Source organism: Pantoea sp. WMus005 (assembly GCF_013415305.1).
GTDB classification, from domain to species: Bacteria; Pseudomonadota; Gammaproteobacteria; order Enterobacterales; family Enterobacteriaceae; genus Pantoea; species Pantoea rara.
On the sequence record NZ_JACBXU010000001.1, the window covers coordinates 604,418 to 627,956 of the forward strand.

The window sequence follows — 23,539 nt, forward strand, 5'->3', positions numbered from 1 at the left end:
CGCGAGCCGTCCTTTCGCCGACGTCCTGTCGGCTCATCCTGGCCTCCGGTTGTTCCTCAGCGCTTCGGATGCCTCTCCCAACCCCCGTCTGAATTTTCTTTAAGTTTTCTGTCATAAAGAGCTGCCTGCGGGTTCAGGAAGTTAATCCCTGATACTCACAGCGATAAATCACCCAACATAAAAATTAAGAGATAACCACGTGGGGTTCAGGGAGGCCGTCAGAACCGCTGAGCGGATGAGGGATTTCAGGACGAGCGGCAGGGATGCCGCGAAGAGGCGGGTTCGCGCCAGGGATGGCGCGTCCCGGCGGTCCGTAAGAAATCCGGAAGAGGCGAAGGAACCGCGAAGCGGCGGTGAAGCAGGCCGGAGCGCGGGGTCAAGGGGGCGCGGCGACTGGCGCCCCCTTGTTGGTCGCCTGCAGAGGCGTGTCTGAAACTGCCCGGCTCACCAGGCGAACGAAACCTTCTCATAGCCCCGTTCGCGCAGCGAACAAACATCAGCTTCAGCTCCGCAGCAAGCCCGTTCGCGCAGCGAACAATCCCACCCATTTATTCCCTAAAGTCATAAAGCCAAATTTTTTAGTATTTCCGGTTATCAATAATAGTTCTTACCATCAGGAAATCAGATTAGGTAGAGGGAGGTAAATATCTTGAATTTCCAGCAGCTTAAAATCATCCGCGAGGCGGCCCGCTGTGAGTTTAACTTAACGGAAGTCGCTAACACGCTGTTTACCTCCCAGTCGGGTGTCAGTCGGCACATCCGTGATCTGGAAGATGAGCTGGGCGTGGAAATCTTTATCCGGCGTGGCAAGCGACTGCTGGGGATGACAGAACCAGGCAAAGCGCTGCTGACGATTGCTGAACGTATACTGGACGAAGCGGGGAAAGTACGACGTCTTGCTGATGTTTTTACCAATGAAACCAGCGGCATCCTGACCATCGCCACCACCCATACTCAGGCACGCTACAGCCTGCCTAAAGTGATCAAAGCGTTCCGTCAGCTCTATCCCAACGTCCGTCTTGAGTTGAATCAGGGATCGCCGCAGGAAATCGTCACCATGCTGCTGGCGGGTGAAGCGGATATCGGCATCGCCAGTGAAATGCTGGTCAATAACAGCAGTCTGGCCGCATTCCCGTGGTTCAGCTGGCATCACGCCCTGCTGGTGCCTGAAGGGCATGAGCTGGTGCAGAACCAGCCGGTCTCGCTCAGCACCCTCGGCCGCTATCCACTTATTACCTACCGGCAGGGCATTACGGGGCGTTCGCGGGTTGACCGCGCCTTCCAGGCGGCGGGCTTAAAACCCGATATCGTGCTTAGCGCTCAGGACTCTGACGTGGTGAAAACCTATGTAAAACTCGGTCTGGGCGTCGGGATACTGGCCGATCAGGCGTGTGAAACCGAAGAGAATGAAGATCTGGAACGCCTGGATGCCACGCATCTGTTCGATGCCAGCACCGTATGGCTCGGCCTCAAACGCGGTCAGCTGCAGCGCAATTACGTCTGGCAGTTCCTGGAGCTCTGCAACGCCAACCTGTCGCTGGAGGAGATCAAACGCCAGGCACTCTCATACGGCAGTGACGACGAACCGGTTATCGACTTCCAGATTTAATCACACTGCGCATCCCGCCGGATGCGCCCCCGTTCCCGCACGGCATAAAATTTCAAATCACTGCAAAAAACTCCTTCACGGACCTTTCTCATCCCGCATAACAACATCCTGCGCTGACCCGGCACGATAAAGTGGAATTAACTGACCACAAGGGGATGCTATGTCGCGATTAACACTTACAGACAGCGATCTGCTGCGCCAGCAGGCGCTGTTTGCCGGGCACTGGCAGGATGCGCATCAGGGCGCTACGCTGCCGGTCACCGATCCTGCTACAGGTGAAACGCTGGCCACCATTCCGGCACTTGGCCGGGCGGAGACGGAGCAGGCGATAGCCTATGCGGAAACGGTGCGCATCAGCTGGGGCAAAACCCCCAATGCCAGCCGTGCCGCGCTACTGGAAAAATGGCATCAGCTGATTGTTGAACATGCTGATGATCTGGCGATCATCATGACTGCCGAGCAGGGCAAGCCGCTGGCGGAAGCCAGAGGCGAGGTGCTCTACGGTGCCAGCTTTGTGAAATGGTTCGCAGAAGAGGCGCGCCGCATCTACGGCGACACCATTCCCGCGCCCAGCGAGGACCGCCGCATTCTGGTGCTGAAACAGCCAGTGGGGGTTGCCGCCGCCATCACGCCGTGGAACTTCCCGATTGCAATGATCACCCGCAAAGTTGCGCCAGCGCTCGCCGCCGGATGCCCGATTATCGTTAAACCTTCAGAGTTAACGCCGCTTTCAGCGCTGGCACTGGCAGTGCTGGCAGAACGTGCGGGTTTTCCGTCAGGCGTGCTGCAGGTGCTGACCGGCCTGCCCACGGAGATTGGTGCGGCGCTGACTGAAAGCCGCACGGTACGTAAAATCTCCTTTACCGGTTCGACCCGCATCGGGCAGCTATTAATGCAGCAAAGTGCTAACAGCATAAAGCGCCTGAGCCTGGAGCTGGGCGGCAACGCGCCGCTGATTGTGTTTGATGACGCCGATATTGAGATTGCGGTCGCCGGCGTCATGCTCAGCAAGTTCCGCAACGCCGGACAGACCTGCGTTTGTGCGAACCGCATTCTGGTGCAGAAAAGCATCTATCCACGCTTCACTGCCCGACTGCTGGAAGCGGTTGCGACGCTGAAAGTGGGCGATGGCTTTGCGCCGGACAGCACCATTGGTCCGCTGATCAACAGCCGCGCAGTGGAGAAAGTGAATGGTCACATCGACGATGCGCTGAGTCAGGGGGCAACCCTGCTGACGGGCGGCATCAGCCAGGGTAATGGCACGTTCGTAGAGCCCACGGTGCTCGGTGGGGTCACGTCCAGTATGCGGATCGCCCATGAAGAGACATTCGGCCCGGTCGCGCCGCTGTTTGTCTTTGGTGATGAAGAGGAGGCGATCGCGATGGCGAATGACACCCCTTACGGGCTGGGTGCCTATTTCTTTACCGAGAATATCCGGCGGGCATGGCGGGTCGCGGAAGCGCTGGAGTTTGGCATGGTCGGCTTTAATACCGGTGCTATTTCCCTGGAGGTCGCGCCGTTTGGCGGTGTGAAACTCTCTGGTATTGGCCGGGAAGGTTCCCGCTACGGAATGGATGAATATCTGGAACAGAAGACATTTCACATTGGCAGTCTGTAATTAAATAGTAATAGCACGCCAGCCGGGAAAACCGGCTGGCTTTTTTTTGTCTGATGCTCAGGATAAATTCTTCGGCGTCAAATAATAGTCTTAAAAAAAGAAAGAATTTATCAGGGTTGTGATGTGCATCGGTAAAGCGGCGGGGACCTGGCACTGTAATGAGCAGCCTGACCCGGAATATCCGCTGTGGTGCAATATCCGTGCAGGTTGCACCAGCAAGGCGCATAAATTTTGTGAAGTAAATCATCTGTTTAATTGTTCGGCAATTCCGCAAAAAAACGCCTGACAATACGGCAGAAAATTTTTTTGCGCTGTTTTAAACGCATTTTTATTTTTTGCCCGGCTGGCATACTTTCTGCATTAGCTTATTAACACCGCAGAAACCGGCCGCTGAAAACGCTAATTAGGCAGCAACTTATGGGTGTAACAAATAAGGAATTCTTCCATGTTAAGTTTCGACCCTGAAAAAGTTTCTCTTCCGGCTGGCCATTATATTGGCGGCCAGCACTGCCAGAGCCAGGGCGCAGCCTTTGAGGTTAAACGCCCCTCTGATGGCAGCGTCTATGCCACGCTGCAGGACGCCACGCCGCAGGATGTTGATCGCGCTGTTACCGTCGCGCATCAGGCACTGAAAACCAGCGGCTGGTCCGGCTGTCCGCCGCGCGAACGCGGCCGTGTGTTACGCCGCTGGGCCGATCTGATTGAGCAGGACACCCTGCTGGCACAGCTCGAAGCGCTGGGCTCCACCCGGCCAATCAGCGACGTGGTGCTGCACGAAATTCCGTTTACCGCCGAAGCGATTCGCTTCTATGCCGAATGCGCCGACAAATACAGCGGCGACCTCTTTCCTACCCGCGACAGCAGCCTCGGCATGCTGATTGCCGAACCTTATGGCGTCATCGCCGCGATTACCCCGTGGAATTTCCCGCTGTCGATGGCGTCGTGGAAATGCGGACCGGCGCTGGCGGCGGGTAACGCAGTGGTGCTGAAACCCTCTGAACTGACCCCGTTTTCAACCGTGCGCATGGCCGAACTGGCGATCCAGGCAGGCTTGCCGGCGGGCGTGCTGAACATTGTACAGGGCAGCGGTGCGGTGACCGGCAGCGCGCTGGTGACCCATCCGCTGGTGCGAAAAGTCTCCTTTACCGGCTCGACCGTGACCGGAAAACGCATCATGAGCGATGCCGCGCAGCACGGTATGAAACCGGTGACGCTGGAGCTGGGCGGGAAAAGCCCGCAACTGGTGTTTGATGACGCGGGTGACCTTGAGGTGCTGGCTCAGCGCATCTTGCGCGGCTTTACCGCCAACGGCGGCCAGGCCTGTGTGGCGGGCACCCGTCTTATTGTGCAGCGCAATATTGCCGATCCGCTGGTTGAGCGGCTGGCCCAGCTCTGCCGCGAACTCAAACCGGGCGTCACCTGGCAGGAAGAGAGCCGCTATGCGCCGCTGATCGACGAACGTCAGGGTAACAAAGTCTGCTCGGTGATTGAGGCGGCTAAAGCGCAGGGCGCAGAGGTGCTGGTGGGCGGAGAGCGTTTTGCCCATACCGGTGATGGCTGGTTCTGGCAGCCCACGCTGCTGAGCCACGTGGCACAGGATAATCCGGCGGTGCAGCAGGAAATTTTTGGTCCGGTGCTGACGGTACAGACGTTTGACGACGAAGAGCAGGGACTGGCGATGGCCGCCCATGACACTTACGGCCTCTGCGCCGGTGTCCACACGCTGAGCCTGCCACGTGCTATGCGGGCGATGCGGGCCATTGACGCGGGCACCGTCTGGATCAACCGCTATGGCCGCTCCGGTGACTTCATCATTCCGACCGGTGGTTTTCTCGGTTCCGGCATTGGGAAAGATTTAGGGCGTCAGGCGTTTCAGGCCTGCCAGCGCCAGAAGAGTGTACTCATCGATTTCTAAGCGCAACTGACAATGACGAGGGTGTTATATGGCACTGTTTAAACCGAAATTCATCACGTTTGACTGTTACGGCACGCTGATTCGCTTCGATATGGCGGGCGCGGCACAGCGCTGTTTCAGCGACCGCGTCGACCCGGAAGCAATGGACGCCTTTACCACTGATTTTTCCAGCTACCGGCTGGATGAGGTGCTCGGCGCATGGAAACCCTATTATGACGTCGTCAGTAATGCGATTCAGCGCACCTGCAAAAAGTGGGGCGTGAAGTGGGATAAAGCCGACAGCGACTTTATCTACACCGACTGCGCCAGCTGGGGACCGCATCCCGACGTGCCCGCCGGGCTGGCAAAAGTCGCTAAAGAGTTTCCGCTGGTGCTGCTGACCAATTCGATGAAAGACCTGATTCCGCACCACGAACCGCGTCTGGGCGCACCCATTTACCTGACCATCACGGCGGAAGAGGCGGGCGCTTACAAGCCACAGATGAAAGGTTTTGAGTACATGCTCGATAAGCTCGGCTGCGGTCCGGAGGAGATCCTCCATGTCTCCTCCAGCTTCCGCTATGACCTGATGACCGCCCACGATCTCGGCATCAAAAACAAAGTCTGGGTCAATCGCGGTCATGAACCCGCGAATCCGTACTACCAGTACACCGAAATCAAAGATATCGGCGGCCTGCCTGGCGTCGTCGGACTCTGAGGAACACCCCATGAAACTGGAATCGTTCTGGCAGACCACCGCTCCGGCCTTTACCGGTGCCGCCCGCGAGCCGCTGCCCGCCCAGGCGGATGTGGTGGTAATCGGCGGCGGCTTCACCGGCGTCTCAACGGCCCTTAGCCTGGCGCGTAGCGGCATCAGTGTGGTGCTGCTGGAGAGTGGCGACGTGATGAGCCAGGCCTCAGCGCGCAACGGCGGCCACTGCAACACCGGTGTGGCGCAGAACTTCGCCTCGCTGGTGGCAAGCCAGGGTCTGGAGCAGGCCAGCCGCTTCTACCGGGCATTTGACGATGCGGTGAGCTACGTCCAGCAACTGATCCAGGATGAAGTGATCGACTGTGACTTCCGGCTGTGCGGCAAGCTCAAACTCGCCAGCAAAGCGTCGCACATGGCGGGGCTGCGGGAGGCGTATGAACTGATGCGCCGCACTGTCGACCCTGAGATTGAACTGCTCGACAAAACGGCGGTGCGCGACGAGATCGCCAGCGACGACTTCCACGGCGGCCTGCTGCAGAAGCGTGGCGGCCAGATGCACATGGGTAAGTTTGGCATCGGGCTGGCGGAAGCCGCCGCCCGCAGCGGCGCGAAGATTTTCCCACATCATGCTGTGACGAAGTTAGACCGCCTGCAGGGCTATCAGCATCGGATACACACCGCGCAGGGTACGATTCTGGCGGATAAAGTGCTGATGGCGACCGGCTGCTCCAATGTCGGTCCTTTTCCCTGGTTCCAGCGCCGCATCGTGCCGGTCGGCAGCTTTATTGTGGTGACCGAAGCCCTCGACCCGGCGTTGCTGCGCCAGGTGCTGCCCAATAATCGGACTTACGTCACCTCGCTGAATATCGGCAACTACTTCCGGACGACGGCTGACAGCCGTCTGGTGTTTGGTGGCCGCGCCCGGTTTGCCGTCAGTAACCCGACATCAGATTCGCGCAGCGGCGAAATTCTGCGCCACGCGATGACGCAGATGCTGCCGCAGCTTGGGCAGGCAAAGGTGGATTACTGCTGGGGCGGCATGGTCGACATGACTGCGGATCGTCTGCCACATGCGGGTGAACAGGATGGCCTGTTCTATTCGCTGGGCTACAGCGGTCACGGCACCCAGATGTCGGTGTGGATGGGGCGGGTGATGGCCGATCTGCTGGCCGAAAAACGCACTGAAAATCCCTGGCAGCGCGACGCATGGCCCGCGCTGCCCGGTTATCACGGCAAGCCCTGGTTTTTACCGCTCGCAGGACTCTATTACAAAGCAAAGGATCGCCTTTCATAACATCCCGTCGGGTGCTGGCCGCCAGATGTCCAGCACTGCCTGAAAAATGATCCCCGGTTCGCCTGACTATTGAGGGTACAGAGATGAGTAAATTTGATAATAACGACGCTGATGCGGTAAATCCGGCACTGACGCGCATGATCACCGAAGGCTCACTGTCACGTCGCAGCCTGATGAAAATCCTCTCCGCAGGCGCGGTGATGAGCAGCGGGATGATCGGTTTTTCCGGGGCGGCACTGGCAGACGACAAGCCGGTCAAAGGCGGTAAACTGCGTGCGGCGATGTCGAATGCTTCAGCCACCGATACGCTCGATCCGGCCAAAAGTAACAACAGCGCGGACTACACCCGGCAGTTCATGTTTTATAGCGGGCTGACCGAACTGGATAAAAACCTGATGGCGCAACCCGCGCTGGCCGAATCGCTGGACTCCAGCGACGGGATCACCTGGCATATCAAGCTGCGTAAAGGGGTGACCTTTCATGACGGCAAACCGCTGACCGCCAAAGATGTCATCTTTTCGCTCAGCCGCCACAAAGATCCGGCCATCGCCTCGATCGCCTTTAAGCTGGCCGATCAGTTCAAAACCTTCAGTGCCATCAACGATAACGAAGTGCAGCTGGAGCTGAACAGCGCCAATTTCGACGTCCCTTATATGCTGGCGACGCCACCGTTTTTGATCGTGAAGGACGGCACGACCGACTTCAGTAAAGGCATCGGCACCGGGCCGTTTGTCTGCAAAACCTTTATGCCGGGAACGCGCACCATCGGCACCAAAAATCCCAACTACTACAAGTCTGGTCTGCCGCATCTGGATGAGGTGGAGCTGATTGGCGTCACCGACGGCGCAGCACGCGTCAATGCCCTGATGTCGGGCGATCTGCAGATGGTCTCAACCCTGACCGCCGCTGACTGCAAGCGCATTAAAGCCAGCGGTGAGTTTGGGGTGCTGGAGAGTAAATCGGGCATGTATACCAATCTGATTATTCGTACCGACGTGAAGCCAGGTAATAACGAAGATTTTGTTCTGGCGATGAAATACCTGCAGCCGCGCGAAATGCTGGTGAAAACGGTGCTGCAGGGCTACGGCGACGTCAGTAATGACACCCCGGTGCCGCCGTGGCATCCGCTCTACAACGCCGACCTCAAACCCCGTCCGCTCGACGTGGAAAAAGCGAAGTTCCACATTAAAAAAGCGGGCATGGCTGGATCCACAGTAGAGATCATCACCACACCGAATATCGAAGGGGCCAACGAAGGCGGTCAGCTGATCCAGCAGATGGCGCGCGGGGCCGGGCTAAACGTGAAAGTGCGACGCGTACCGTATGATGGTTACTGGTCTTCGCACTGGATGAAAGATCCTGTGGGATACGGCTCGATAAACCCGCGTCCGACGCTCGACATGCTCTTCTCACAGTTTTATCTCTCTACCGCACCGAACAACGAGTCGGGCTGGAAAAATCCCCAGTTTGATCAGCTGGTGGTCGCCGCACGCGGTGAACGCGATCAGGCAAAACGCAAACAGATGTATGGCGACATGCAGACGCTGATTTATGACCACTGCGGCACGATCATCCCGACCTTTATCAGCTCCACCGATGGTTACAGCAAAAAGGTCAAAGGTGTCGAAGCCTGGCCGTCAGGCATGATGATGGGCTATCGCTTCCATGAGTTTGCGTGGCTGACCGCCTGATTTTATCTGAGTAAGGAGTACGCCGATGAACCGATACATGCTGTTCCTGATTGCCCGGCGGATTGGCGCGGGCATCCTGACTTTGCTTATCGTCTCGGCGGTGGTGTTTTTCATCACCAGCCTGCTGCCGGGTGACGCGGCGCAGATGATCCTCGGCCAGAACGCCACGCCGGAAACGGTGGCGGCGTTACGGCAGCAACTGGGTCTCGATCAGCCTTTGCTGATGCGCTATATCCACTGGCTGACAGGCATGGTGCAGGGTGACTTTGGCACCTCGTTTGCCAGCCATCTGCCCGTCTCGCAGCTGGTGGCGCAGCGTATTCCCGCCACCTTTGAACTGGCGGGTATCACCACGCTGATCTGCGTGCCGATGGCGCTAATCATCGGCATTATCGCGGCAATGCATCGCGGTTCCCGGCTCGATCGGGCGCTGGTCATCGGCACCATGGCCACAGTCGCCGTGCCGGAGTTTCTGGTGGCGACGGTGGCGGTGCTGATTTTCGCCGTGAAGCTGCACTGGGTGTCGGCGATGTCGTTCGGCAGTCCGGATAGCGGCCTGCTGAGCTACCTCAAAGCGTATGCGCTGCCAGTGCTGACCCTCTGTTGCGTCCTGGTCGCGCAGATGGCACGCATGACGCGGGCCGCCATTATCAACCAGCTCGACAGCCCCTATCTGGAGATGGCGTTGCTGAAAGGGGTGTCACCGCTTCGCGCCGTGCTGCGTCACGCCTTGCCCAACGCCGTCGGACCCATCGCCAACGCGATCTCACTCAGCCTCTCCTATCTGTTTGGCGGGGTGATCATCATCGAAACTATCTTCAGCTATCCCGGACTGGCCAGCCAGCTGGTGGATGCGGTCAGTAACCGCGACCTGCCGGTGGTGCAGCTCTGCGTGATGCTGTTTGCAGCCTGCTACCTGGTACTGCTGCTGGCGGCCGACATTCTGACTATTGCCTTTAACCCGAAATGGAGAAGCGCATGAATACTCTCTTGTTGCCCTGGCGTTTCTTACAGTCACTCTCCTGGTCGGGTCGGCTGGGTCTGATGATGTCGCTGTTCTGGCTGCTGATGGCCCTGTTCGGCACCTCGCTGGCGCCGCACAGCATTGATGACATCGGCGGCGGCCCGCTGATGGGCGGCCTGACGGCGGATAACCTGCTGGGCACCGACTATCTGGGACGCGACATGCTGAGCCGTATCCTTTATGGCGCGAAATTCTCTATCGGCCTGGCACTCAGTGCGGCGCTGCTGGCCAGCCTGATCGGCACGCTTCTGGCCTTGCTGGCGGCGGTGACGGGACGCTGGCTGGAGGAGTTACTCGGTCGCGTCAACGATGCCCTGCTGGTGCTGCCAGGCAAAGTCCTGTCGCTGATGATCGTTGCGGTGTTTGGCTCCTCGCTGCCGATGCTGATCCTGACGGCGGTGTTCACCTACTGGCCGGGCGCATTCCGCATCGCGTTTGCCATGGCCAGTTCGCTGCGCAGCATGGATTATGTTCGCGCTTCACGACTGCGGGGCGAAAGCCGTTGGTATATCGCCATACACGACATCCTGCCCAACATGGTGCATCCGATGCTGACGGACTTCGGCCTGCGCTTTGTCTACATCGTGCTGCTGCTGAGCGGCCTGAGCTTCCTGGGGCTGGGCGTGCAGCCGCCGTACGCCGACTGGGGCACGCTGGTACGTGAAAACATGCAGGGGCTGTTTGACGGTTCGCCTGCGGTACTGATGCCCGCGCTGGCGATTGCCAGCCTGACCATTGGTGCCAACCTGTTTATTGACAGTCTGCAGGCGATGCGTCCGATGACGCTGGCGAGGGAGGGAGCATGAACGTGACACCACATACTGCTATGCCGGTGATTTCGGTCGATAAACTGCGTGTCACCGCGCAGACCGATCGCGGTGAAGAGATCGACCTGGTTTCTGACATTCATTTTACCGTGCAGAAAGGTGAGGTGCTGGCGCTGATAGGCGAATCCGGCTCCGGTAAAACCACCATCGCCATGGCGGTAATGGGCTATGCCCGCAGCGGCTGCCGCATTGCCGAAGGGAATATTCACGTTGCTGGCACGGATGTTAACAGCCTGACGCCGGGCCAGCTGCGCGCCTTTCGCGGCAACAAAGTCGCCTATATCGCCCAGAGTGCGGCGGCGTCCTTTAATCCGGGGATGAAAATTCTCGACCAGGTGATTGAGCCGGTGGTTATTCACGGCACCCTGACGCGCAAAGCGGCGAAAGAGAAGGCGATAGGCCTGTTTCGCGAACTGGCTCTGCCGAACCCCGAGACCATTGGCGATCGTTTCCCGCACCAGGTATCGGGCGGCCAGCTACAGCGTCTGATGACGGCGATGGCGCTGATTGGCGATCCGGATGTGGTGATCCTGGATGAACCGACCACCGCACTGGATGTGACCACCCAGGTAGAAGTGCTGAAAGCGTTTCGACGCGTGGTGGTGCAGCGTGGCGTTACCGCGATTTACGTCAGCCATGACCTGGCCGTGGTGGCACAGATGGCCGACCGGATTCTGGTGCTGTTGCGCGGCAAAATGGCGGAGTATGGCAGCACTGAGCATCTGATTGGCGCCCCAAAGGCGGAGTACACCCGCTTACTGATGGATGCCGCGCGGCAGAAAGAGCGGCCCAGCAACTGGTGCCCGGCCGCTGCCGATATTCAGCCGCTGCTGGAAGTGCGCGACCTCAACGCAGGTTATGGCCCGCGCGACAGCGAAGGCCATTCGAAAGTGCGCATTCTTGAGGAGATTAACCTCAAACTGTGGAAGGGGCAGGCGATTGGCATTATCGGTGAATCAGGCTCGGGCAAAACCACCCTGGCGCACGCCATTGCCGGACTTAACGCCCCCAGTCACGGCCACATCCTGTTTAACGGCCACTACATCGCGGGCGATATGCAAAAACGCCCTGACAACGAGCTGCGGCGCATTCAGTATGTGTTCCAGATGGCGGATACCGCACTGAATCCGGCCCACAGTGTTGAACGTATCCTGTCGCGACCGCTGACGCTGTTTCATGGCCTGAGCGGGGCAGCCCGCCAGCAGCGACTTTATCAGTTGCTGGATCTGGTCAAGCTGCCACGCAGTGTGCTGTGGCGACGTCCCTGGGCGCTTTCCGGTGGACAGAAGCAGCGCGTCAATCTGGCGCGTGCGCTGGCGGCAGAACCGGACCTGATTCTGTGTGATGAAGTGACCTCGGCGCTCGATACCGTGGTTGCCGCCGCCGTGCTCGACTTAATCAGCGAACTGCGCCGCGAGCTGGGACTCTCGGTGATCTTCATCAGCCACGACATGCATGCCGTTCGCGCGGTGTGTGACGAAATTGTGGTAATGAAGAGTGGTCGCATCGTCACCCAGCTGGCACGTAACGACTACGACAAGCCGACCAGTGAGTTGTATTTCGAGCGGCTGAAGCGCGCGGTGCCGGAGCTGCGTCAGGGCTGGCTGGATGAGCATGAAGAGATTTTAAAAGCAGAGTGAGTTAGCGCGCTCTGATTTACCCGCCTGAACAGCCTTTATTGCTGTGCAGGCGGCGCGGGTCAGCGTTCGGCGGCGATGCCGCTCTGCGCCAGACCAGAGAATGACAACAGAGGTTATTGTGTTATGCCTGCACCGATTCGTTATGTACAGGACAGTGCGAATTTCCCCGAGTCCGCTGATGTGGTGGTGATTGGCGCCGGTATCGCCGGTGCCGCAGCCACCTGGGAGCTGGCGAAGCAGGGATTGAAGGTTGTGCTGATTGAAAAAGGCCTGGTAGGCGCAGAGCAATCAAGCCGCAACTGGGGCTGGTGTCGCCAGCAGAACCGCGATGAGCGTGAACTGCCGTTGATTATCTATGCGCTGCAACGCTGGGGTGAGCTGAACGATGAAACCGGCGAAGAGCTGGGGTTCCGCCGCAGCGGGCTGGTTTATGCCACGCAGGAAGAGTCGGACATCGCGGCCTGGGATAAGTGGATCCAGATGGCAAAAGGCTATGGCGTAAACAGTGCGATTCTCACGGCGGAGCAGGCCAAAGCGATGACGCCCGGCAGCACCACAAACTGGCGGGGCGGTCTCTCAGCGCCGACTGACGGTCATGCTGAGCCACGTCTGGCCGCGCCAGGGCTGGTGGCGGGCGCGCTGAAAAAAGGTGCGCTGCTGTTTCAGCAGTGCGCGGTGCGTGGGCTGGATACCGCCGGCGGCAGAGTCAGTGGCGTCTGGACTGAACGCGGTCTGATCAAAACCAGCCGGGTCATCTGCGCCGCCGGGGCCTGGACCTCGATGTTCTGCCGTCGTCATGGCATCGATCTGCCGCTGGGCAATGTGATTGGCACTGCTTTCCGTACGCAGCCCATTGAGCAGGCGATCGCCATGCCGCTCTACACGCCGGGCTTCGCCTGTCGGCCGCAAATGGACGGTAGTTACACCGTCTCAGTGTCAGGGCGCGGGCGTCTGGAGCCGGGCGCGCAGGGCCTGCGTTATGCCCGCCAGTTCTATCCGACCTTTAAAAGCCGCCGCAAGAATCTCACCCTGAATCTTGGCCTTTCGCCGTTCTTCAACGGCCCGGAAGCGATGGGCGGCTGGGCATTTGACCGCGAGTCGCCGTTTGAGCGCATGCGTATTCTTGATCCGGCTGCCGATGCAAACATCGTGGAAGAGGGCCTGGCGGCGATGCGGCGTGAATACCCGGCACTGGCAAATCTCCGGCTGGCGCAGTCATGGGGCGGCATGATTGACAGCACCCCGGACGCGATTCCGGTGATCTCTACCGTGGCGAAACTGCCGGGGCTGGTGCTCTCGGCGGGTTACAGCGCCCACGGCTTTGGTATTGGACCGGGTGCCGGACGACTGGCAGCCGACCTTGCCACCGAAGCCACACCGATTGTTGATCCGACACCTTACCGCTACAGCCGTCTGGTTGACGGCAGCGGACTTGAAACGCCAGGCATGATGTAAGGAGACCTGTAATGAGCCTGATAATACGCGCAATGACGCCAGACGATATCGAGCAGTGTTACGCCTTAACGCAGGCGCTGAAATGGCCCCACCGACGCGAAGACTGGCAGCTGGCGCTGCAACTGGGCGAGGGCACGGTAATTGAAGAGCAGGGCAGGCTGATTGGCAGCGCCGTACTCTGGCGCTGGGGAGACAGGGCCGCCACGCTGGGAATGATTATTGTCGATAATCAGCAGCAGGGGCGCGGCCTGGGAAAACAGCTGATGCTGGCGCAACTGGAGAAACTGCCCGACTGTAATGTGCGTCTGCACGCGACTGAAATGGGCAAAGGTTTGTATGAAAAGCTTGGCTTTGTCAGCTGCGGTGAGATTCGCCAGCACCAGACCCGAGCAGTGACGACACTGCCGGACATGGTGATCCCGGCGGGAATGCAACTGCGACCCGCGACTCAGGCCGATCACGCCACGCTGGTGACACGGGATCAGCAGGCAAACGGTATGCATCGTCCTGCGCTTATTGCGCATTTACTGCGCGACTGCCAGACGGTGCTTTTAGAGGACGCGGCACAGCAGATTCAGGGCTTCGCCAGCCTGCGCCGCTTTGGTCACGGCTGGGCGATAGGCCCGGTCATCGCGGCGGACTTCCCGATCGCTCAGGCGCTGGTCGCCTCGCTGATGCAATCGCTGCAGGGTGAATTCCTGCGCATCGACACGGATGCAACGCTGCCGATGGCCGCCTGGCTTGAGAGCCTGGGCATCCCTCAGGTCGATGCCCCCCCCACTATGGTGCGCGGCACGCCCTGGACGCCAAAGGGGATGCAGGCGTTTGGACTGATGACGCAGGCAATGGCCTGATGCATATCGTCTATAAATCGGAGCCGGAACGTGGCCGGATCTGGCAACGCTGGCTGGCAGAGCATGCGCCTGACATTCAGCTGCATATCTGGCCTGAAACCGGCGATCCAGAGCAGGTTGAGGCGCTGGTTGCCTGGCAGCCACCCGCTGACATTCCGGCGCTGTTTCCCCGGCTGAAATTGCTGTTCTCGGTGGGTGCGGGCGCCGATCAGTTTGACTTCAGGGCGCTGCCACCGGACCTGCCAGTGATCAGGATGATCGAGCCTGGCCTGACGCAGGGCATGGTGGAATATGTCACTTTCGCCGTGCTTGGTCTGCATCGCGACATGCCACGCTATTTCCATCAGCAGCGCCAGCAGCAGTGGCTGACCCACGCGGCAAAACCGGCCGCGCAGCGTCGGGTAGGCGTGATGGGCCTGGGTGAACTGGGTCAGGCCGCATTAGCGCAGCTGGTGGCGCTGGGCTTTGACTGCGCAGGCTGGAGCCGCACACCACGCCAGATTCCCGACGTCCGCTGCTGGCACGGTAACGACCAACTTGAGGCGTTTCTGGCACACAGCGAGATTCTGGTCTGCCTGCTACCGCTGACTAACACCACACACGGTTTACTTAACCGCAGCCTGTTTAATCAGTTGCCACAGGGCGCGGCGCTGGTGCAGGCCGGGCGCGGCCCGCAACTGAATCATGACGATCTGCTCGACGCGCTGGAGAGCGGTCAGCTCCGTGCTGCCGTGATCGATGTCACCGACCCGGAGCCGTTACCGGCGGGTCATCCCTTCTGGCACCATCCCGCCATCTGGCTCACACCCCACATCGCCAGCCAGACGCAGAACGAGAGCGCCATTGCGGCCCTGCTGGAAAACCTGCGGCGTTACCAGCGTGGCGAGCCGCTGCACGGTGAGATTGATCGTTCGCGAGGATATTAAGATGGAACATTTAGTGGCACTGCGCCGCGATCTGCATGCGCACCCGGAGCTGGGCTTTCAGGAGCAGCGCACCAGCGACATCGTGGCGAATTTCCTGCAACAGCTGGGCATTGAAGTGCATCGCGGTATCGGTAAAACCGGCGTGGTCGGGATACTGAAGAAGGGCAGCAGTGAACGCATGATCGGCCTGCGCGCCGACATGGATGCGCTGCCGATGCAGGATCAGAGCGGCACCGACTGGCAAAGCCAGGCAGAGCAGGTGAGTCACGCCTGCGGCCACGACGGTCACACCGTGATGCTGCTGGGGGCCGCCGAAAAACTGGCGCGCGATATCAGCTTTGATGGCCGCGTCTGTTTTATCTTCCAGCCCGCCGAAGAGGGGCTGGCAGGCGCGAAAGCGATGATCGATGACGGCCTCTTCAGCCGCTTCCCCTGCGAAGCAGTCTACGCCATTCATAACTGGCCGGAACTGCCGCTCGGGCAGGTACAGACCCGGCCCGGCGCCATCATGGCGGCGGCTGACCGCTTTGATATCCGGGTGCTGGGCGGAGGCGGTCACGCCGCACAGCCTCACCTGACTCACGATACGCTGCTGGCGACCAGTGAGCTGGTGGTGCAGCTGAATACGCTGGTCGCGCGCGCCCTGGATCCGTGCGAAACGGCACTGCTCACCGTCACCCGAATGCAGGGCGGTTTTTCGCACAACATGATCCCGGCAGAGGCAAATATCACCGGCACGGTGCGCACTTTCAGCCCGGCGGCACAGAATACGATTGAAACGCGGCTGCGCCAGATGGCGGAGCACATCACCGCCGCCCATGGCCTGCGCACAGAAGTGAACTATCTGCGTTACTACCCGGCAACCCTTAACAGCGCGGCGGAAGCGCAGTTTTGCCTGGAGGTGCTGAAGCAGGCGGGCATTCCTGCGGAGGCCGCGCCCAGACCCGCGCTCACGTCGGAAGATTTTGCTTTTATGTTGCAGGCGCGGCCCGGTGCCTATCTGTGGCTGGGATCGGCACCCTGCAAGCCGCTGCACCATGCTGCTTATGACTTCAACGATGCGCTGATCCCGCATGGCATTAACGTTTTTGTCACGCTGATTCGTCAGGCGCTGGCAGAGAAATTTCCCTGCTGAATGCAGCGGGATTTTGACAGGAAATGCCGCTGCCCGGGCAATTACGGCAGCGTGAGAAACCAGCAGATTGCGATACTTGAACCAACCGAACGATACGTGGATGAGGGTTTAAAATGCAGAATGTCATGGCAGAACAGCAAGCATATTCCGATAACAGCCTGTTACTGGATGCACGCGAGCAGAATGTGCCGCGCGGTGTCGTTACCGCCCATCCGCTGGTGATCGAACGCGCCAGAGGCAGTGAAGTGTGGGATGTGGAGGGTAATCGCTATCTCGACTTTGTCGGCGGGATTGGCGTGCTGAACGTCGGCCACAATCACCCGGCGGTGGTCAATGCGGTGACCCGCCAGCTCGGGCTGGTGTCTCACGCCTGTTTTCAGGTGGTGGCTTATCCGGGCTACATCGAGCTGGCGCAGCGGCTGAACAAACTGGTCGGTGGCGATGAAGCGTATAAAAGCGTCTTCTTCACCAGCGGCGCTGAAGCGGTAGAAAACGCGGTGAAGATTGCCCGTTCACACACCCAGCGCCCCGGCATCATTGCTTTTGATGGGGCATTTCATGGACGCACCCTGCTGGGGGTCACCCTGACCGGCATGTCCGCGCCTTACAAACAGAATTTTGGCCCGTTCCCTGGCGATATCTACCGTCTGCCGTTCCCGAACCCGCTGCACGGCATTACCGAAGCAGACTGCCTGAAGGCGATGGATCAGCTGTTCGCGGTGCAGATCCTGCCGGAGCGCGTCGCGGCCATTATCATCGAGCCCGTGCAGGGCGATGGCGGCTTCCTGCCCGCCGGGCCAGCCTTTATGCAGGCGTTACGCCGTATCACCAGCCAGCACGGCATTCTGCTGATCTGTGATGAAGTGCAGTCCGGCTTTGGACGCACCGGCACGATGTTCGCCTTCCAGCAACTGGGAATCAAACCGGATTTAATCACCCTGGCGAAAAGCCTGGGTGGCGGGCTGCCGATTTCCGGCGTGGTGGGCCGTGCGGAGATCATGGATGCGCCGACACCCGGCGGGTTAGGCGGCACCTACGGCGGTAATGCGCTGGGCTGTGCGGCGGCGCTGGCGGTACTGGATCTGTTTGAGCATGAGAACCTGCTGCAGCGATCCTGTCAGCTCGGTGAACAGCTCAATGCCCGTCTGCGACAGCTGGCAGATAAATATGCCTGCATTGGTGATGTGCGCGGCGTGGGCTTTATGCAGGCGGTGGAAATTCTCGACTTCGAAACCGGTCGTCCGGATGCGGCGCTGACCCAGAAGATCCTCGACAGTGCCTGTCAGGAAGGATTGCTGCTGATCAAATGCGGCCTGCATCGCAACACCATCCGCTTCCTGGCGCCGTTGGTGACCACCGACTCACAGCTGGAAGAGGCGCTGCATATCTTTGATATTGCGCTGGCGCGCGCCACAGGACGGTTGGGTTAAATCTGTATTCCTCATTGATTTTGTTAAAGTAATTTTAAAACCTCCCGGTGGTATAACCACTGCGAAGCGCTGGCGCGTTTACGGTAAAGCGTGTTATATCTTCGGGAGGTTCTGAACATTTGATTAAGCGCCTGGCCCGACAGGCTCTGACAATGAGGGGGGTGCTATGAACGGCTTAATGAAACTCGACCGCATCGACATCAACATCCTGGTGCAACTCCAGAAAGATGGCCGTATCAGCAACGTTAACCTCGCCGACGCCGTAGGCCTTTCGCCCAGTCCCTGTCTTCAACGGGTCAAACGTCTGGAGCAGGCCGGTTTTATCACCGGTTATGAAGCACACATTAATCTCACCCGCATTACCGATTCGGTGACCGTTTTTACCGAAGTCACCCTGTCCGGCCACCGCCGCGAAGATTTCATGAAATTCGAAAGTGCAATGCGCGACGTTGATGAGCTGATGGAGTGTCATCTGATCACCGGCGGCTATGACTATCTGCTGCGCTTTATTACCCGCAGCATTGAACACTACCAGGAAGTGATTGAGAAGATGCTGGATGCGCAGATCGGCATCGACAAGTACTTCAGTTATATCGTGATTAAATCCCCCATCATGAAAAGCAGCGTGCCGCTGCGATCGTTGATCAGCAAGCACAACTCAGTGGAGTTCGGCGCATAACAGTCGGTCGCCCCTCTTTCACTTTCACCGGAGAGAGGGCCGTCACCGCTGTCCCGCTTTGTCACTGCTTTTTAGCTTTACCCCTTCACCTTGTTTACCGCTTAAATCTGCCCGATTCTCCTCAGCATAAAATTTCTTTCCGCTGCCAAATTCAACGGCTGTGCCAGGTTTTGTGGCGCGCTACAGCCTCAACCGTCGGGCAAACCCTTTTACACTGTTTTCAACCGATACAAGGAGTTGTCATGGACTCATTACAGATTGCTGACCAGCAGTGGCAGCGCGATGCGTTCACTGTCTCGACCGATCGCCAGTGGCTCGACCTGGACTGGATCCATGTCCAGCTGGCGGAAAAGTCTTACTGGGCTAAAGGCCAGCCGCAGGCCAAAACTGTGCGGGCGATTGCCGGTTCGCTGCCGTTTGGCCTCTATCACCAGCAGGCGCAGGTTGGCTTTGCCCGACTGATCACTGACTACACCCGTTTTGGCTGGTTGTGCGACGTGATCATTGATGAACACTGGCGCGGTCACGGGCTGGGCAGCTGGCTGGCGACCTGCGTCCGTGAACATCCGGAGCTGCAAACGGTGCATCGCTGGATGCTGTCAACCCAGGATGCCCATCAGGTCTATCAGCGGCTTGGCTGGCGTGTGGTGCAACATCCCGGAACGCTGATGGAATTTCCCCCTTCCTGACACTGGAGTTAACCCGATATGCGATACCGCGTTGGCGTGGATATTGGCGGATCTTTTACCGATTTCGCCGTGCTCGATCAGCAAACTAACCAGATCCACACACTGAAAGTTCTGTCGCGCCCGGACAAGCCCGGCAGTGAAATCGTGACCGGGCTGGCGCAGTTTCAGCAGCATCAGGGCATCGATCCCGCTGAGATTGGCTACTTCACCCACGGCACCACGGTAGGCATTAACGCCGTGATCCAGCGGCGCGGCGTGCGGCTGGCGCTGTTCGCCACCGAGGGCTTCTGCGATGTGCTGGAGCTGGCCAGGCTGAAAATTCCGCATATCCATGACCTTTTCTCACGGCGTGCCGCACCGCTCATCACCCGCGACAGGGTATTTGCCATCCGTGAACGCAGCGATGCCCACGGCAACGTGCTGCAGCCGGTGGATCGTCAGAGCGTGCTCGACGCCATTGAGCAGGCACGCGCCGCAGGTTGTCAGGGCATTGTCGTGTCGCTGCTGCACAGCTACCGCAACCGGCACAATGAAGCGGCAGTAAAGGCAATTATCGACGAGGTTGCGCCTGAACTGCTGACCTCCTGTTCCGCCGATATCTGGCCAATTATCCGCGAATATGAACGCACCATCACCGCCACCATTAACGCCTACGTGCAGCCGATGGTCATTCACTACCTCGAATCTTTTGAGCAGGCACTGAAACAGCTCGGTGTGAAGCCGCCGCCGCGCATCACCAAATCCAACGGCGGGGTGATGGGCGTTGATCAGGCGAAACGGGAATGCGTGCAGATGGTGCTTTCCGGCACCGCCTCCGGGGTGATTGGCGCCAGCTATCTGGCCAGCGCCTGCGGTTTTGACAAAATTCTCAGCCTGGATATCGGCGGCACCAGCGCCGACGTGGCGGTGATCATCGATGGCAAAGTGGCGCAGGGCAACGGCGAAATTATCGGAGATTTTCCGATCTTCATTCCTTCTGTTGCCGTTACCTCGGTGGGTCAGGGCGGCGGCTCGCTGGCGTGGATTGATGGTCAGGGTGTATTGCAGATGGGGCCGGACAGTGCCGGTTCTCTGCCGGGTCCGGTCTGCTTCCAGCGCGGCGGGACCCAGCCTACCGCCACCGATGCCTTTGCCGCCTGCGGCATGATGGGCCACGGTGCGCTGGGGTATAACGCGGTCACTGTGGATGTCGCCGCAGCCTGTGCGGCCTGGCAGCCGCTGGCCAATGCGCTCGATATTTCCGTAGAGGAAACCGCTGAGACCGCTATCCAGCTGGCGATCTCCAGTATGTACAGCGATACCAGTGGTCTGCTGTCGCGCTTTGGCCTCGATCCGCGTGAATTCTGGTTCCTCGCTTTTGGCGGAGCGGGGCCGATGATGGGCTGCTTTCTCGCCCGCGAGCTGAACATGAAAGGGGTGATTGTGCCGCCGACGCCGGGCGTGCTGTCCGCGCTGGGCGGGCTGGTCGCGGACATCCGTAATGACTTTATTCGCACGCTCTACGGCGACCTGACGCCTGCGTTAGCCGACACCCTGGCCAGTGAAGCCGAAGCCTTGCAGCAGCGCGCCTGCGGCTGGCTGGCGCAGGAGCACGGCAGCGACATGCCCTACAGCCTGCAATTCAGCGCGGATATGCGCTATCGCGGTCAGTCGTTTGAGATCGACGTGACGCTGGAGGCGAGCTGGCTGACGCAGGCGGATTTCCCAGCGCTGCATGACGCTTTTGACCGCCAGCACCAGCAGCTGTTTGGTCACTGCGATCCGCAGGCGCCGGTGCAACTGATCAACCTGCGGCTGGTCATTACCTCACCGACGCCAAAACCGGTGATTAACCGGCTGGATCCGGCCACAGAACCGGTACCGGTACTGAAGCAGACCCGGGCGTGGATGGATGGCGGCTGGCATCAGGTGGATTTAGTGCTGCGTTCGGTACTGCGTGCCGGGCATCAGATTGAGGGTCCGGTCATCATCGCCCAGGATGACTGCACCACCTGTGTGCCGCCCGGTATGGGCGTCACGGTCGATTCATTCGGTAATCTGCTGATCACGGCGAGCGAGGCATAACATGGCGATTGATGGACGTAATTTACAGATCCTGGCGAACTACTGCGCCGCCGCTGCCGATGCGATGGCCTTTACCCTGATGCGCACCGCACACTCGACGTTTGTTAAAGAGACGGAAGATTTCTCCTGCCAGATTGTCAGCCGCAGCGGGCTGGCATTTGCCTCGCCACGCAGCTTCGGCGCGCCCTGGTACAGCGGCATCGACTATGCGCCGGTGCTGGCGCTGATAGAAGAGTACGCCGACGGCGATATCTGCATCACTAACGACGCCTACGCCGGGAACGTCGCGACCCACTCGCCCGACATCCACATCTGGAAACCGGTGTTCCACCAGGGCGAAATCGTCTGCTTCGTAGTGGGTCATATTCATAACACCGACGTCGGCGGCGCGGTGCCCGCCTCGCTGTCGCGCTCGCTGACCGATATCGTGCAGGAGGGGATCCGCATTCCGCCGCTGAAGATCATGCGTCAGGGTCAGCTCAACGAAGAGGTCGCCAGTATCATGCGCCTCAATGTGCGGGTGCCGGATCAGAACTGGGGCGATTTCAAGGCACAGCTGGCCTCGGTGAACGTCGGTGAGCGTAAAATTCATGACATCATCGCCCGCTTTGGCCTCGATGATTTCCTGCAGGGCATCGAGGGCATTCTCGATTATGCCGAAGCGCAGGCGCGCAGCATTATCAGCACCATTCCTGACGGCGAATACTTTTATGCCGACTACGCCGATGAAGATGGCGAGGGCGGCTATCCCTGTCGTATCGCCATTACTCTGCGGGTGCAGGGCGATCAACTGGAGCTGGACTACACCGGCAGCGACCCGCAGCTGGCCTCGTCGCTGAACATGCCGACCGGCGGACGTGAGCGGCATCCGCTGGCACTGGTGGGCGTCACCTATGTGCTCTCTACCCTTGATCGCTCGCTGCTGCTGAACGCCGGTACGCTGCGGCCGACCCGGGCGATCCTGCCGCCAGGCACCGTGATGAACTGTGAAGCGCCTGCGGCGGTGGGCATGCGTTCGCTGACCTGTGCGCTGTCGCAGATCGCTACTGTCGGCGTCTTCTCGCTGGCGATGCCGGACCGTCTGCCTGCGAATTCACCGGGCGGCAACTCCATCATGAACATTCGTACCCAGACGCAGAACCGGAGCGTGGTCGCCTCGCTGGGCCCGGTGGGCGGCGGCGCGGGCGGCACGCCGCGTCACGACGGGCCTGATGGTTCTGGCGGGCTTTCTGCTTTCCTGAAAAATACCCCGATTGAGATCAACGAAGCGGAAGTGCCGATTCGCTTTCATCGCTACGGACTGGCGCAGGACAGTGCCGGCGCCGGTCGCTATCGCGGCGGCTTAGCGACCGAAATGTCCTTCGAGATTTTCTCGCCCAATACCACCATTACCGCGCGCAACCGCAACCGGTCGGTATTTGCCTCGGCGGGTGTGGTGGGCGGACAGAGCGGGGCGCTGTCATATTTCAGGACCCGGCGTGACGGTGAGGTTATCAATCACGGCAACACTGACGTGATCCAATGCCAGCCAGGTGACGTGGTCGACGTGCGCGGACCCGGCGCGGGCGGTTACGGTTTGCCGTCGCAGCGCGAGATTGAGGCGGTCATGCAGGATGTCCGTTGCGGCTATCTCAGCGTCGCGGCAGCCAGGGCGCAGTATGGCGTGGTGGTAACAGATAACCGCGTGGATCAGGCGGCAACAGCGCGCCTGCGCGCCGCCATGCCGCAGCAGGCCGCGCATCATTTTGAGCACGGCGAAGCACGACGTCGCTTCGAAACGCTCTGGACACCACAGCGGTATCACTTACTTACCCTCTTTCTTGCGGAAGCGCCGGTAAGCTGGCGTCACTTCCTGAAAACCCAGATATTCCGGGCGGTGGCGGAGACAGGCGAAACGGCGGATATGAATCAAATATTCAGTGCGTTGCGTCAGCGATATCCGGCAATGTCGAACAATTAAGAGTCCTGGTGCATCGTCTACTACGCTTTAAGTCTGCA

Annotated in this window: 18 protein-coding genes; all 18 read left to right on the forward strand. The window is 59.5% G+C overall.

From position 1 onward, the window contains the following. Nucleotides 1–649 precede the first annotated feature (649 nt). The 18 genes from cbl to HZZ01_RS02675 all read left to right on the forward strand — a co-directional run bounded on the left by cbl (nt 650) and on the right by HZZ01_RS02675 (nt 23,501). Nucleotides 650–1,609 (forward strand): HTH-type transcriptional regulator Cbl, encoded by a 960-nt coding sequence (gene cbl, locus HZZ01_RS02590; protein ID WP_179895381.1) that lies wholly within the window; start codon nt 650–652, stop codon nt 1,607–1,609. A 160-nt stretch (nt 1,610–1,769) separates the two neighbouring features. After that, on the forward strand, nt 1,770–3,227 hold the full coding sequence (locus HZZ01_RS02595) for an NAD-dependent succinate-semialdehyde dehydrogenase (protein WP_179895382.1): 1,458 nt from the start codon (nt 1,770–1,772) through the stop codon (nt 3,225–3,227). Nucleotides 3,228–3,672: 445 nt separating this feature from the next. Continuing rightward, nucleotides 3,673–5,142: an aldehyde dehydrogenase gene (locus HZZ01_RS02600; RefSeq protein WP_179895383.1), complete on the forward strand. Its 1,470-nt coding sequence runs from the start codon at nt 3,673–3,675 to the stop codon at nt 5,140–5,142. Nucleotides 5,143–5,170: 28 nt separating this feature from the next. After that, nucleotides 5,171–5,839: a haloacid dehalogenase type II gene (locus tag HZZ01_RS02605; protein ID WP_179895384.1), complete on the forward strand. Its 669-nt coding sequence runs from the start codon at nt 5,171–5,173 to the stop codon at nt 5,837–5,839. Between the two features lie 10 nt (nt 5,840–5,849). Beyond that, on the forward strand, nt 5,850–7,127 hold the full coding sequence (locus tag HZZ01_RS02610) for an FAD-binding oxidoreductase (RefSeq protein WP_179895385.1): 1,278 nt from the start codon (nt 5,850–5,852) through the stop codon (nt 7,125–7,127). An 83-nt stretch (nt 7,128–7,210) separates the two neighbouring features. Continuing rightward, nucleotides 7,211–8,818, forward strand: a complete 1,608-nt coding sequence (locus HZZ01_RS02615; RefSeq protein ID WP_179895386.1) for an ABC transporter substrate-binding protein — start codon at nt 7,211–7,213, stop codon at nt 8,816–8,818. Nucleotides 8,819–8,843: 25 nt separating this feature from the next. Further along, entirely contained in the window at nt 8,844–9,800 is a 957-nt protein-coding gene (locus tag HZZ01_RS02620; protein WP_179895387.1) for an ABC transporter permease, read from the forward strand. Then, nucleotides 9,797–10,648, forward strand: a complete 852-nt coding sequence (locus HZZ01_RS02625; RefSeq protein ID WP_179895388.1) for an ABC transporter permease — start codon at nt 9,797–9,799, stop codon at nt 10,646–10,648. The genes HZZ01_RS02620 and HZZ01_RS02625 overlap by 4 nt, the downstream gene beginning before the upstream one ends. Then, nucleotides 10,645–12,309, forward strand: coding sequence for an ABC transporter ATP-binding protein (locus tag HZZ01_RS02630; RefSeq protein WP_179895389.1), 1,665 nt, complete (start codon nt 10,645–10,647; stop codon nt 12,307–12,309). The genes HZZ01_RS02625 and HZZ01_RS02630 overlap by 4 nt, the downstream gene beginning before the upstream one ends. Nucleotides 12,310–12,432: 123 nt before the next feature. Beyond that, nucleotides 12,433–13,764: an FAD-binding oxidoreductase gene (locus HZZ01_RS02635; protein WP_179895390.1), complete on the forward strand. Its 1,332-nt coding sequence runs from the start codon at nt 12,433–12,435 to the stop codon at nt 13,762–13,764. A gap of 11 nt (nt 13,765–13,775) precedes the next feature. Further along, nucleotides 13,776–14,618, forward strand: a complete 843-nt coding sequence (locus HZZ01_RS02640) for a GNAT family N-acetyltransferase (protein WP_179895391.1) — start codon at nt 13,776–13,778, stop codon at nt 14,616–14,618. After that, nucleotides 14,618–15,544: a glyoxylate/hydroxypyruvate reductase A gene (locus tag HZZ01_RS02645; RefSeq protein WP_179895392.1), complete on the forward strand. Its 927-nt coding sequence runs from the start codon at nt 14,618–14,620 to the stop codon at nt 15,542–15,544. The genes HZZ01_RS02640 and HZZ01_RS02645 overlap by 1 nt, the downstream gene beginning before the upstream one ends. A gap of 1 nt (nt 15,545) precedes the next feature. Beyond that, nucleotides 15,546–16,679, forward strand: a complete 1,134-nt coding sequence (locus tag HZZ01_RS02650) for a M20 aminoacylase family protein (protein WP_179895393.1) — start codon at nt 15,546–15,548, stop codon at nt 16,677–16,679. Between the two features lie 113 nt (nt 16,680–16,792). Beyond that, a complete protein-coding gene (gene gabT / locus HZZ01_RS02655; protein ID WP_003852389.1) occupies nt 16,793–18,109 on the forward strand; it encodes a 4-aminobutyrate--2-oxoglutarate transaminase in 1,317 nt (438 codons plus the stop codon). 166 nt (nt 18,110–18,275) lie between these two features. Next, nucleotides 18,276–18,788 (forward strand): Lrp/AsnC family transcriptional regulator, encoded by a 513-nt coding sequence (locus HZZ01_RS02660; RefSeq protein WP_090959808.1) that lies wholly within the window; start codon nt 18,276–18,278, stop codon nt 18,786–18,788. 242 nt (nt 18,789–19,030) lie between these two features. Beyond that, nucleotides 19,031–19,477 carry a GNAT family N-acetyltransferase gene (locus HZZ01_RS02665; protein WP_179895394.1) on the forward strand — a complete coding sequence of 149 codons (447 nt, stop codon included), beginning with the start codon at nt 19,031–19,033 and terminating at the stop codon, nt 19,475–19,477. Between the two features lie 18 nt (nt 19,478–19,495). Continuing rightward, complete coding sequence (locus HZZ01_RS02670; RefSeq protein WP_179895395.1) at nt 19,496–21,541, forward strand: hydantoinase/oxoprolinase family protein; 2,046 nt, start codon at nt 19,496–19,498, stop codon at nt 21,539–21,541. A 1-nt stretch (nt 21,542) separates the two neighbouring features. Continuing rightward, nucleotides 21,543–23,501: a hydantoinase B/oxoprolinase family protein gene (locus HZZ01_RS02675; RefSeq protein WP_179895396.1), complete on the forward strand. Its 1,959-nt coding sequence runs from the start codon at nt 21,543–21,545 to the stop codon at nt 23,499–23,501. The last annotated feature ends 38 nt before the right edge of the window (nt 23,502–23,539 follow it).

Coding starts and splice junctions, on each gene's coding strand:
- HZZ01_RS02595 (WP_179895382.1), top strand. CDS start 1,770: ATGTCGCGATTAACACTTACAGACAGCGATCTGCTGCGCCAGCAGGCG.
- HZZ01_RS02600 (WP_179895383.1), top strand. CDS start 3,673: ATGTTAAGTTTCGACCCTGAAAAAGTTTCTCTTCCGGCTGGCCATTAT.
- HZZ01_RS02605 (WP_179895384.1), top strand. CDS start 5,171: ATGGCACTGTTTAAACCGAAATTCATCACGTTTGACTGTTACGGCACG.
- HZZ01_RS02610 (WP_179895385.1), top strand. CDS start 5,850: ATGAAACTGGAATCGTTCTGGCAGACCACCGCTCCGGCCTTTACCGGT.
- HZZ01_RS02615 (WP_179895386.1), top strand. CDS start 7,211: ATGAGTAAATTTGATAATAACGACGCTGATGCGGTAAATCCGGCACTG.
- HZZ01_RS02620 (WP_179895387.1), top strand. CDS start 8,844: ATGAACCGATACATGCTGTTCCTGATTGCCCGGCGGATTGGCGCGGGC.
- HZZ01_RS02625 (WP_179895388.1), top strand. CDS start 9,797: ATGAATACTCTCTTGTTGCCCTGGCGTTTCTTACAGTCACTCTCCTGG.
- HZZ01_RS02630 (WP_179895389.1), top strand. CDS start 10,645: ATGAACGTGACACCACATACTGCTATGCCGGTGATTTCGGTCGATAAA.
- HZZ01_RS02635 (WP_179895390.1), top strand. CDS start 12,433: ATGCCTGCACCGATTCGTTATGTACAGGACAGTGCGAATTTCCCCGAG.
- HZZ01_RS02640 (WP_179895391.1), top strand. CDS start 13,776: ATGAGCCTGATAATACGCGCAATGACGCCAGACGATATCGAGCAGTGT.
- HZZ01_RS02645 (WP_179895392.1), top strand. CDS start 14,618: ATGCATATCGTCTATAAATCGGAGCCGGAACGTGGCCGGATCTGGCAA.
- HZZ01_RS02650 (WP_179895393.1), top strand. CDS start 15,546: ATGGAACATTTAGTGGCACTGCGCCGCGATCTGCATGCGCACCCGGAG.
- gabT (WP_003852389.1), top strand. CDS start 16,793: ATGCAGAATGTCATGGCAGAACAGCAAGCATATTCCGATAACAGCCTG.
- HZZ01_RS02660 (WP_090959808.1), top strand. CDS start 18,276: ATGAACGGCTTAATGAAACTCGACCGCATCGACATCAACATCCTGGTG.
- HZZ01_RS02665 (WP_179895394.1), top strand. CDS start 19,031: ATGGACTCATTACAGATTGCTGACCAGCAGTGGCAGCGCGATGCGTTC.
- HZZ01_RS02670 (WP_179895395.1), top strand. CDS start 19,496: ATGCGATACCGCGTTGGCGTGGATATTGGCGGATCTTTTACCGATTTC.
- HZZ01_RS02675 (WP_179895396.1), top strand. CDS start 21,543: ATGGCGATTGATGGACGTAATTTACAGATCCTGGCGAACTACTGCGCC.